Source organism: Gracilimonas mengyeensis (assembly GCF_900182705.1).
GTDB lineage: Bacteria > Bacteroidota > Rhodothermia > Balneolales > Balneolaceae > Gracilimonas > Gracilimonas mengyeensis.
In genome coordinates this window covers 425,355-437,858 of the sequence record NZ_FXTP01000002.1, presented here as the reverse complement: position 1 = coordinate 437,858, position 12,504 = coordinate 425,355, and the positions used below count along the sequence as shown (strand labels likewise).

Annotated in this window: 6 protein-coding genes; 2 read left to right on the top strand and 4 right to left on the bottom strand. The window is 45.3% G+C overall.

The genetic code is table 11. The features are described from left to right. Positions 1 to 230 precede the first annotated feature (230 nt). The 3 genes from FN815_RS04155 to FN815_RS04145 all read right to left on the bottom strand — a co-directional run bounded on the left by FN815_RS04155 (position 231) and on the right by FN815_RS04145 (position 6,748). Positions 231 to 2,687 carry a glycoside hydrolase family 9 protein gene (locus FN815_RS04155; RefSeq protein WP_142453437.1) on the bottom strand — a complete coding sequence of 819 codons (2,457 nt, stop codon included), beginning with the start codon at positions 2,685 to 2,687 and terminating at the stop codon, positions 231 to 233. Between the two features lie 213 nt (positions 2,688 to 2,900). Further along, positions 2,901 to 5,357 carry an endo-1,4-beta-xylanase gene (locus FN815_RS04150; RefSeq protein WP_142453346.1) on the bottom strand — a complete coding sequence of 819 codons (2,457 nt, stop codon included), beginning with the start codon at positions 5,355 to 5,357 and terminating at the stop codon, positions 2,901 to 2,903. 68 nt (positions 5,358 to 5,425) lie between these two features. Further along, entirely contained in the window at positions 5,426 to 6,748 is a 1,323-nt protein-coding gene (locus tag FN815_RS04145) for a T9SS type A sorting domain-containing protein (protein ID WP_185957154.1), read from the bottom strand. A gap of 720 nt (positions 6,749 to 7,468) precedes the next feature. Between FN815_RS04145 and FN815_RS04140 the strand changes: the two genes are divergently transcribed. Then, the gene (locus FN815_RS04140; RefSeq protein ID WP_142453345.1) at positions 7,469 to 10,324 is read left to right on the top strand and encodes a glycosyl hydrolase 115 family protein; all 2,856 of its coding nucleotides are present in this window, start codon (positions 7,469 to 7,471) and stop codon (positions 10,322 to 10,324) included. A gap of 122 nt (positions 10,325 to 10,446) precedes the next feature. Continuing rightward, positions 10,447 to 11,292, top strand: a complete 846-nt coding sequence (locus tag FN815_RS04135; RefSeq protein WP_142453344.1) for an META domain-containing protein — start codon at positions 10,447 to 10,449, stop codon at positions 11,290 to 11,292. A 115-nt stretch (positions 11,293 to 11,407) separates the two neighbouring features. Here the strand turns inward: FN815_RS04135 and FN815_RS04130 are convergent, their stop codons facing one another. Next, on the bottom strand, positions 11,408 to 12,502 hold the full coding sequence (locus tag FN815_RS04130; protein ID WP_142453343.1) for an HlyD family secretion protein: 1,095 nt from the start codon (positions 12,500 to 12,502) through the stop codon (positions 11,408 to 11,410). Positions 12,503 to 12,504 lie beyond the last annotated feature (2 nt).

Here is a 12,504-nt window from a genome sequence, read left to right as displayed (position 1 = left end):
GTAATAAAGTGGCTTGGAATTTTTGATTTTAGGAGATAAAAACCTGTCAGGTCTTTGAGCTACTGAACTAATTTCAGCTATACTGCCTTAAGATCTGACAGGTTTGTACAAGGCTTTATCTTGCAAAAGAAAACCCTCCAAGGGTTCTGACTCCTTGGAGGGTTATAAATAGACGACACTTATCTACACTTAAATATCAATATGTTTCTGCATATTTACATACCCAACTTCTATTTCTCCTCCAACATCTTGTTAACCGCATGTACCAGATACATATAGCTGGCCCCTACGCTAATCACGTATTCGTTTTCACCCCAAAGAAACGGCCAGTTTTCTTTGTTTTCAGGAAAATCGGGTGGCAGAATAAGCACGCCCGGCACGATACCCCCGGCAATGAAAGAATAGTCGGCCCGGTTCATGCCATAAGCTACTTTCTTGGATTTTGCTCCCACGCCCGACACAAATGAGATATTGGAGTCAGGATGGGTGCCAAATAGATAATGCAAAGCTTTAAACACACAATTTTCATCAAGCTGATCTGGAAAAGCCTTATACACCTGGTAATTGCTGAGGGCAAAGTTTACAATGGTACCGTTGCCGGCCCAGCCTCCTTCCGTAATCGGTACACCAAATGGATTTACACCGGCAAACTGCTTCAGGTTTGCGCAATATTCACTTACCAGCTCATCAATTGTGGCTTTGTATTCATCATCCATAAAAGGATAGGCCCTTACAGCCAAGGCTGCTGTAAACATAAAGCGTTCCTCAATTTCCGGGAGCATTTCTTTAACCCTGTCCGCGTATTTCTGCTCTTCGTTGGCAATTAGTAATTCTACTGTTGCTTTCAGCTCTTCTCCCCAAATATTGCCTCCGGTGGTGTTACCATGACGAAAATCTTTGGGTTCATCACGGTTTTGCTCCCGGTTCCACGCCATCTTAGCTGTTTCCAGTGCTTCGCTGGCCAGCTCATCATCATAACCCTGCAAAGCGACACTCGCTGCAGCTAAAGCCGCGGCAGAGCCATAATTCAGGGCTGTGGTTTCTGTCGTAAAGGCCCAGCGATCGTCGAATCTCCCGCTGTAGGTGCCATCACTTTCCAGGCTATCCATTTCGGGATTATAGATTAAGCCATCCGTTTTAGTTACACCGTCCCCCAAATGAGTGTATTGATGAAGATGGGCAGATACAATTCCGGGAATGGCATGGTCAACTGCTCTCCATTGAGCCAACAAAGCCAAGGTGCCGTGTTTTATTTGCTGCTGCAAGTCTGGAATGCCGTCCGGGGAGTGCATTTTCACGTATTTGTTTTCGTGCTCAACGGTAGTATTGTCGCGTTGCGGGGCAAACTCATTCCACAAACCCGCCATGTTTTGTACTACGTAATATTGGGTTTGGGTACGGATGTCATAATCGCCTGCATCATACCAGCCCCCGTAATTCAATCCGGGGATATGTTCGCCGGGCTCATAATCGGTATCCGTTGTGGGGCCCTGGGCGTATAAATCGAAGTGTTCGTGGTTTACAGGTGCCTGCAGGGCATCATCCAGGTGAGAAGCTCCGTGCCACACGCGGTAAGCCTCTTCTACAAACATGTGGTCCATTTGTACCGGAAAAAAGATGTCCAAGGTTGGATGCCAGGCCTTTTCGAACACATTTTCTCCAATTTGAAAGGGATCGCTTTCCTGCTCCCCATACTTAATCACATAAATACCTGGTTCTGTAACCTCAGAAAAATCATACTGCAAATAGTTATAGCGCTGATACATGCCCCATTCTTTCGGAGTGGCCGCGTGCACTTCCTTCTTATCCCCCGAAGCTTGAACTTTAAACAGCGATACTTTTTCAAGGGGTTCATCATTGGCATCCAGCTCTATCACCGCTTGTTTGGTTTGAGAAGGATGATAACCTACTTGCGAATGGGTAATTACCGGCGTACGCATCCAGTTTGGCAGGTTATTTACTTCCAAAAACCAGTCGACCACTTTACCGGTTTCACCCGCGGGAATAAGGCTACGCACTACAAACCATCCATTCTGGGCTTTAGCGCGGCCATCAAAAAGCATCAGCTCACTTATACCTGACGTAATGGTGACCCTTTTTGTGGGATCGTTAGGCGCCAGTACTAATTTCTTTCCTTTAACTAAGGGAGTAGGTTCTGTTTCTCCCTGTTCATTAATATTCATAGGACCGGTAGGATACAGGGGAAATACGCCGGTCTGCTGATCCATGTAATACGTTTTTTCAAAATAAGCCGGGGGCAAGAACTCAAAATTGAATCCTACACGTCCTTCCAATTCATCAGGCACGGCCTCATCAACATGTACACTCAGCGCAATTCCATCTTCTTTGGCTTCAGCACGTATTTTATACTCAAAGTCATAATCGGGGTATTCAAGCCACGCTTCTATCACACCGTTTTCTGCATCCACATTTCGCTCCACAAAAGAGGGAATGGCATCCCATTGTTCAGGGGTATGATGGATACGCACATCCCCATTGGTAGCCGTGCGTTCCCCGTGATGGATGATTTCAATTCCACTCATTTTCGAATCACTGAAATTGCCATCGTACCAGTTGCTAAATACCAGTACGTTGGCCCCTTGCTTCTCAAAATACTCTTTATTGTTGACCGAAAACTCCTGAGCTTGTACCGGTGTGACGATAATCAATCCCATAAGGAAAATCATATTCAACCATGGTATACTTTTCTTTGTAATCCTGAACGCTGGTATAAAGCTTTTCATAATTGTGAAATCTGATTTATAGATCTTTTAAAAGAAAGCCCGCTTTAATCTCTTAAAGCGGGCTTTTTATAATTTACAGCCACTTTAAGCGGCTAATATCATATATGGATGCTATGTTCATCATAATATATGTGCATGAAATATTGATGAATATTTCTACTTGATAAGCATCATCCGTTTAACTTGTGCATGTGAACCTGTTTCGAGGCGATACAGATATACACCGGAAGACAAGTTACCTGCGTCAAACTGTACGGTATGTGTTCCAGCAGATTTTCGCCCACTTACCAATGTTTGAATCAGTCGACCGGTAATATCATACACCTTGAGGGACACCTCGGATGCAGCCGGCACATCATACATAATTTGAGTTGTCGGGTTGAAAGGGTTTGGATAGTTCTGACGCAACTGGAATTCATCCGGCATGTCACCCGCCAATTCTTCTTCGATAGATACCGCGAATTCTACCTCAGCGCTATCTACATAATTCCGCAACCATTCCAGGGCAGGACGTTCATCTCCGTTATTACGTACCAGGAAGGCATCCTGATCCGTTCTCCAAAGTCCCGGACGCCAGCCCCAAAGAGTCACTCCCATTACAGCAGGATGCTCCCAAAATACCGGGAAGATACGCTGTATATCTTCCAGCTGAGCCTGGTCAGATTGAGATTGAGATCCCCCCGGATCGCCATCAATGTCCATTTCCGTTGATTGTATGGGTAAACCGGTGTTAGCAAGCATGTTTAATGTTGTTCTCATTCCATTGGCAGAGCCTCTGGTTGAGAAAGCATGCGATTGCACGCCAATCACATCAATCAATCCCTCGGCCTGTAAGTCTTCAATGATATCGATGTAATTACGTGTGGCGCTGGTATTACCTACAATCCCGTAATCGTTAATCATCAGTTTTGCATCGGGGAAACGCTCACGAGCCATTCTGAAGGATTCGATAATCCAATCGTGGCCGGTTTCACCAGTACCCCCAAGTGCCTCAATGTAATTGGCATCACCACTCTGCCCGTCAGGTAACTGGTGTCCGTTAGAGCCCTCATTAACTACTTCTACATAGTCCATGTCCGGGTAGCGTTCAGCTACTGCATCCATCCACTCTTCTATCTCTTCCCGTTGCTCTTCGGTGCTCAGGTCGTTGATCCAACCTGGTTGCTGTCCACCCCAAATCAGTACGTGGAACCGATAGGGATAGCCATTTTCTTTGGCCAGGTCGTAAGCTGCATCTAACGGTCCCCAGTTCATTTGATCTCTTGTACCTTCTACACTGCCCCATTTGCCGGCATTTTCAGCAGTAACCTGATTCCAATAATTGGTAAAACCGTCAATCTGAGCTGAACTGTAAATATTACCCAACCATTTTTCTTTGCCTTCGGCAATAGGGTCCATTTCTACCGGAGGTTCTTCATCCGGAGGAGTTGGAGAACCAACTTCACCATTATTTAAATTCTCAACGGTGTAATAATAGTCAGTAAGTCCAAAGGCGATCTTATCAATTCTAAAACCGTTTTCCCGGGCACCAACCTGGAATGTACGCATCAGGCTATCGGGATCACTGATCATAAAAGTGTCGGCCGTGGTACTCTGATAAGCGTTTTTAGTCAGATTAACCCATTTCCAGGTACCTTCTCCCAGTCCACCGGCTTCACGAACTACCTCTTCTGGAGAATTAAAACCTGCACTGGCAAGCCCATTGCTTACCTGCCAATGGCTGGCACTATCAGGGTTGAGTTCTCCAAAACGTACAGGAACAAACCAGCTATCGTCATTAAAGGTGTCATCTCCAATATAAATACGAGCAAAAAGGTCGTAGCTGCCGGTATCAGGGAAAGTGACATCATAAGATATTGTTCGGTTTACACCGGGATAATCAGCCATTCCGGATGTTTCATTGTAATCTGTTGTGATGGTCACATAAGTACTGGAATCTTCGTCATCCGTTTCCGTAGCCCATTCACTGCCAAGATCACCTGACTCGGCTTCAACAATCAGAGGTTCTCCCACAATTTTCGGATAGGAGATGCTCAGATCATCCACCCACAAGGTATCACCTTCATTATCTGCAAAATTAAAATGTATTGGAGCACGCCCTACCGTATCACCAGCTGGTGGGGTAAAGGTGAAGGTATATTCAGCCCACTCAGTACCTACTTCCACACTGCTTCGGCCAAACTCGTCGAAATCTGGGTTCCCCGCAGTGATGTCCACCGCAGAACCGGCAGAAGTAGATTTCAGCCAAACCGAAAATGTATATTCTTTTTCAGATGACACTTCAAAGGGCTCATTAATAGCTTGAATATGCCAGGCACTGCTGCCTAAACCATTTACAACCACACCAAGAGCACGCTCACCAGAATGCACACCTTGATCGGTGATAATAAAGTTTGCATCGGCATCACCTTGCAGCTCAAATGTCCAGCCCGTTACACCTACGGTATCTTCACCAACGGTAACATCTGCATCTTCAAAACCTCCGTTATCATTTACTACTACCTGCGATTGTGCTTGCGCACTCACAAGCGCTCCCGCCAGTAGCAGCAACATAGCCCCTTGAAATAAGGGCCTCGCAATATCTTTTAATAATGGTATCGTTAATCTTCGCATAATACTCCTATATAATTATGTTGAATAGTTGTTTTGTTGTTGATAATTATTTATTCCACCATAGAAAGCTATTTAATAAGTGTCATTCTTTTTACCTGCCTGAATGCTCCGGCTTTTATTTCATAAAAGTATACACCGGTTGGCATACCGTTAGCATTAAAAGTCACACTGTGACTACCAGATGATTGCTGACTGTTCAGCAAGGTTTTTATTTTCCGGCCCGTGAGATCATATACAACAATGGAAACCGATGATGCCACTGGTAGCTGATAAGAGATTTCGGTACTAGGATTGAACGGGTTTGGATAATTTTGATGTAAAGCATAGCCCCTGGGAAGCTCAAAGCCCGGTTCCTCGAGCGATACATTAACCTCAACATTCGCTGTATCTACATAGTCTTGCAACCATTCCATTGCGGGGCGAGGACGACCATTGAAAATGTACGCTTCTTGAGGAGAACGCCACATTCCCGGCAACCATCCCCAAAGAGTGACTCCTTCCACCTTTGGGTGCTCCCAAAATACAGGAAATATGCGCTGGTAACGTTCCAGCTGCAACTCATCGGATTCGTCATCACTTCCATTGGGGTCGCCGTCTATATCCAGTTCTGTAATTTGCAGGGGTAAGCCGGATTCTCCCAGAGTGTTTAAATTGTTGCGCATGGTATTGGGCGATGTGCTCGACTCACTAGAACCGCCATTACTGAAAGCATGTGCCTGAGCCCCTATGCCATCAATCAGGCCTCGTTCTTTAAGAAGATTCACAATACCAAGATACTGTTGCACCCGGCTTGAGCTGCTCACAATCCCGTATTCATTAATCATCAATTTCACTGAAGAAGGAAAAATATCCCGGGCCATTTGAAAAGCGTTGATCACCCAGTCCCAACCGGTTTCACCAGATCCACCCAAAGCTTCGTAATAGCCACCGCTGCCCTCATCATTGGCATTGGCTCCGGTGGTAGTAGGGGGGTCGTTGATCGGTTCGTTCACCACTTCCAGGTAATCGATTTCCGGATATCGTTCTGCCACTGCTTCAAACCATTCCCTCAGCTCTTCAAGTTGTTCGTCCTGCGGCAAATCCCGAACCCATTGTGGCTGTTGCCTTCCCCATACCAGCACATGAAAACGGAAAGGCAGGCTGTTACCAATAGCGCGGTTGTATGCTTCATCTAACTGCGTCCAGTTATATTGATCCCGAGACCCTTCCACACTACCCCATTTTCCAGAATTCTCGGGCGTTATCTGGTTCCAGTAATTAAGGAATCGTTCTTCCTGGTCATCAGCATAGGCACTACCAAGCCACTTCGACTTGCCTTCTGCGATTTGAGCTTGAGTCTGTTGGAAACCAGCAGCATTAATGAAAAGCGCTACCATCGATAATAACATCATCCCGCGCAAACAATCCATTTTCACCATAAACGTAAAATTAAACAGCTAAAAAATAATATTAGTTAAACCTGCTAAAATGCAGCAGACAGATATGCTTGCGGATTAGGAAAGACTCCAACGACCCCAACAAGGCATATAAATTGATGCAAATATTGCACACATATTGCGCAAACAAGTAACCAAATTTTCCTTATAATGGCAAGGAATTATAGTACCTAAAAGTCATAATAAACTCCTTTGATCTTTTTTTAAGGCGTTTTTACAGGATTTCAAATTTTACATTATATTTTTTGCTCATACTTCTTTATCAGGGATAAAAAATTGTTCAAATTTTCATCTATTAAAATTATTACCGCCTAAGAAGTTGTATGTCAACGGAGTCAGTAGATCAACCGGTACAGGCAAAAAAAACTCTGTATTACTTATGCACACGCATTGGACAAAGGAAATATCTTTCACCGAGCTGGTTTCTTTTTCAGCTATCGGATCTGTACACTAAATGAATATCGAAATGCCAAAACAGTTTTTTCAATGGAAACGCTTTGAATCTAAAGTTCAAAAATATTGAATATATGCCTCGTGTAGCACTTTACCTGAACTCAGCCTTTGAGGCATTTACGAGAATCCTTAAAGAATGCCCCCTTACTGTTTTTGGATAGAACATTACTGCTGCAAGAAGCATCAAATATTTCAAACCAACCAAAACCTACTATTACTATCATGTTAAAACCAACCCTCAAAATTGCAGCCCTTTTCCTTGCAACGGTTTTGTTGTTGCCGGCAAACGGTAGCGCGCAAGATACAGCTGAAAAGTGCTTCGATATTATTTCGAATGGAAACTCCGTTCCCCTATACATCTCACAAAATGACTTTGACGGTGCTCAACGTGCTATGGGTGACCTGCAGTCTGATCTGCAGAAAGTCTCTCAAAACCCGGTACACTTTCAGTCAACCGGACTCCCTCACAGCAAATTTGTACTGGCAGGGACCATTGGAAAAAGCCCGGAAATTGATGCTTTAATTGAAGATGGCAAAATTGACGTTTCAGAGATTGAAGGCGAATGGGAAGCATATCTTCATCAGGTAGTCGAAAATCCCTTCCCTGGTATTGATGAAGCGCTGGTTATAGCCGGTAGTGACAAACGCGGAACCATTTACGGAATCTATGAGATTTCCAAAGAAATCGGCGTTTCGCCCTGGTACTGGTGGGCAGACGTTCCCATTGAACAAAAAGACAACGTTTCGGTAGTAGCCGGTTGTAAAACGGTAGATATGCCTAAAGTGCAGTACCGAGGTATCTTTTTGAATGATGAAAATCCTGCGCTCTACGGTTGGGTACATGAAACCTACGGAGGTTTCAATCACGAGTTCTACGGGGATGTATTTGAGCTCATCCTCCGCCAAAAAGGCAATTACATCTGGACGGCCATGTGGGGCAAGGCTTTTTATGATGATGACCCCCTGAACGCCCAAACCGCTGATAAATATGGGGTAGTGATTGGTACTTCCCACCACGAACCTATGGCTCGCGCCCACGTGGAATGGGAACGTTATGGGGAAGGTGAATGGAATTATCAAACCAATGCGGAGACCTTGCGGGAATTCTGGGCCACCGGCATTAAGCGACTCAAGGATTATGAAGCCTCTATCTCGCTGGCCATGCGCGGCGATGGCGACGAAGCCATGAGCGAAGACACCAATGTGGAGCTATTGCAACGCATTGTACGGGATCAGCGCGAAATTATTGATTCTCTATCCCCAAATAATAAAGACCGACAGGTACAGCTTTGGGCGCTCTATAAAGAGGTCCAGGATTATTACGAACAGGGCATGCGTGTACCTGACGAGGTGATGCTGCTGGCTGCCGACGACAATTGGGGCAACGTGCGCCTTATGCCAAAACCCGGCTCTGAAGCACAAGAGCATCCCGCCGGCTGGGGCCTTTATTACCACTTTGATTACGTGGGCGGACCGCGAAATTATAAGTGGATTAATACCAGTCAAATCTCTCGCACCTGGGAGCAAATGAACCTGGTTTGGGAACACGGCATGGACCGTATGTGGCTGGTTAACGTAGGCGATTTGAAGCCCATGGAATTCCCTATTTCTTTCTTCCTGGATCACGCCTGGGATCCCGAGGAAATGACCGTAGATAAAATGGAAGCATATCCCCGAGAGTGGTCTGCCTACCAGTTTGGCGAAGAATACAGTGAGCAAATTGCCCACATGCTGAATGAGTATACCAGATATAATGCTCGTCGCAAACCCGAACTCCTCAGCCCTAATACCTACAGTCTCGTTCATTTTAATGAAGCCGAACGTATCGTAAAAGATTACAACAAACTGGCTAAAGAGGCTGAAGAACTATACAATGCGCTCCCTGAAAGCCATAAAGATGCTTTCTACCAGCTCGTGCTGTTTCCAGTTAAAGCCAGTGCCAACCTCAACGAACTGTATGTAACCACCGCCAAAAACCGATGGTATGCAGCACAAGGACGTGCAAAAACCAACGAAATGGCCGAACGTGTGCAGTATTTGTTTGACCGCGATTCGCTGTTAACGGAAGAGTATCACACCGACCTGGCGGATGGCAAATGGAATCACTTTATGTCACAAACGCATATCGGATATACCTACTGGCAACAGCCGCCAAACAACAATATCCCCGAAACAGAAACTATTGAACTCTCAACAGAAGCAGAGATGGGAGTTTCCGTCCTCGGTTCTTCTGACTGGTGGCCTCAGTCAAGCAAACAAGCTAAACTGCCCGGCTTTGACGTGTTCAACCAACAGGATTATTACCTGGAGGTCTTCAACCGCGGAAGTTCTTCATTCAACTATACCGCCGAATCCGATGCCAACTGGCTGAAGGTAGATGGCGTGACGGGTGAAGTTAAAGATCAGGAACGACTTTGGATTCATGTAGATTGGGACGCCGTGCCTGCCGGAACACACACCGCAACCATCACTATTGAAAGTGAAAATGGCGAAACAGTGGAAGTAGAAGCTGTAGCTTCCAATCCTGCATCACCCCAAAAAGAAAACCTAAGCGGTTTTGTGGAAAGCAATGGTTTTGTGAGTATGGAGGCGGCCCATTTTCAGCGCCAAATACCTGCGGGAGATATCCAGTGGGTTGAAGTTCCGCGCCTGGGCCGCTCCAAGTCTGCCATGACCCCTCATCCGGTTACGGCTTCTTCAAAAACTCCTGGCACAGAAAATAGTCCACGTTTGGAGTATGATATGCACTTGTTCTCGGAAGGCGAAGTGACGGTAAACGTTCACCTGGCCCCTACGTTGGACTATTATATGGATCATCCCGGACTGCGCTTTGGCATTTCCATTGATGACGAAGAACCGCAAATTGTAAACCTCCATGAAAATTTCAACTGGAACCAAGTAGTAGCCAATTACATCAACGTGAAAAGCACTACCCATACCATTGATGAAGCCGGCAAACACACGCTCAAAATCTGGATGCTGGATCCCGGCGTAGTGGTGGAGAAAATTGTAGTTGAAACCGGAGAGGTAGGTGAAACCTATTTAGGTCCGCCCGAAAGTTTCCGCGGTAGCAACTAATTGTTTAATTCGAGCTATGCTCTTGAACGCCTTCTGTTTATTACGGAAGGCGTTCTTTTTTTGTAAAGATTTTTGTTAATTACAGGCAGAGAGAGAACCTAATCTAACCTTCAGGAGAAGTCATGAAAATACATTTACTTTTCTTTTTTGGGTTGATCCTGTCAACCCTGATTGTAACTACCGCGTGTGATAGTGTGTCTACTACAAATCCGAAGACACCGGAAGAACTAAAAGCTGCTTTAATCAATAAAAACTGGGAATTGCGCTCAGTGGAAGAAAATGGCTACGGCGTGTATGCGCCGGAATCTGACAGCATGTATACGCTTAATTTTAGCGCTGGTGGCGGAGTTGGCGGACGTATTCTTTGTAATTCCTGCGGTGGAAACTACAGCATCAGTCCTCCCAATCGTCTATTTATTTCCGGATATTTTTGCACAGAAATAGCTTGCCAAAGCCCACGACATCCTCTCGATTTTAGTGAAGCAGTGATTAATCAATCCAATCCATTTTACTTTGACGATAACCGCCTTTTTATAACTGTTGGTAAAGAAGGTCAATCAACAAGGGAGTTTAGATTTGCGCCAAAACATGCTACAAAAGAAGTCATTATGGCCCGGCAAGAGGATTTTGACCGTTCAGAATGGCCGGATGGCATGTACCAATTGGATGAAGCTAATATTGCCGGGGATTCGCTTTATATCAAAATCACGTACAGTGGTTGCGGCCCTCATGATTTAAACCTGGTTTTCAACAACTATTTCATGGAATCCTTGCCGGTACAAGCCTATGCGATAATCACGCATAAAAATGAAGCATGTCGTGCTGTATTCCGCTCCGAAGAAACTTTTGATCTCACACCCCTAAAAAAAGAATATCGCAAAGGCTATGGTAACGGGGAGGGCACGATCGATATATCCATCCGCCAGAATGGAGAAACGGAAACAAAGCTTCGGTATGAGTTTGACTAAGCCTTAATCGTTCCAACGCAGAACGTGTGGAACGAGGTAATAACTATATAAGGGGCTTTTTCCCTAACACCTTGCACCTTGCACCTAAAACCTAAAACCTAAAACCTAAAACAGTCTATCTCTCCAGCACAATATCAACAAACTCACCCGGGTACAATGTCACATCTCCGGTATTGCGTATTGCAATTTGAATGGGCAACCCACTCTCCTGTGCACTGGCTCCCGGAGTTCCCATTCCAGGTTCTAAAATCTCAATGTGCCCTCCTATTTTGACGATATGAGAGGTAAAGAAATGCCGGGAAGGCTTTCGTGTACGTACTTCCACTTCCATACCTTCCTCCGGTTCAATCACAAAAGGCTGACGTAGATACCCTACAATATACGAAGGCTCGGTAGCTTCAATCTCCAGGATTTGATCGCCTGCCCGCGCAAACTCACCGTCATGCTTATACACTTTGCTAACGATGCCTGACATCGGAGCATAAATAGTCCGTGGCTTTAGCTCTTCCTCCACCACTTTCAGTTCTTTTTCATATACATCAATGGCCGCATTTAGCGGATTAGCTACATCATCAGCAATGATATATTGCTCAATGTTTTCAAGCCGCCCTGCAAGCTGATCAATAAGTTCCGTTTTGCTTTCCCGTTCAGACTTTACAACAAGGTATTCACTTTCAATACGCTCGTATTCGGCTTCGGAGATTCCGTCTTTGGCATACAGCTCTTTAGCTCTTTCATAAGCTTCTTTTAGTTGCTGCTCCCTGATTTTGAGGGATGCCACTTCTACACGGTTTTGCATGTGATCCAGTCGCAGGTTTTCATAATCCATGATGTTTCGCTGGTGATTCACCATGGGTTCCAACCCGCTTCTTACCTGGTTTATTTGTGACTCAACCAACTGAAGCCTGGACTGCAGATAGCTGCTGTCCGTGCGGATGATGGTAGCCACCGGATCTCCTTTTTCCACTACATCAAAGGGCTCCAGGTAAAACTGATTTAGTGTTCCATCATAGGGGCTGGCAACCAAGGTACTGTCAGCCACTACTTTACCCGTAAAACCGGGAGTACTCACCCGCATATCCCACAGATATACTACAAAACCCAACACGACCAGAAACACTAGCAAGGGCACAATACGGTGCCGTACTTCCTTCAATTTCTGTGAAAGTGGGACAGGAATACGCTCGTATTTTTTATTTTCGTCTGACATCC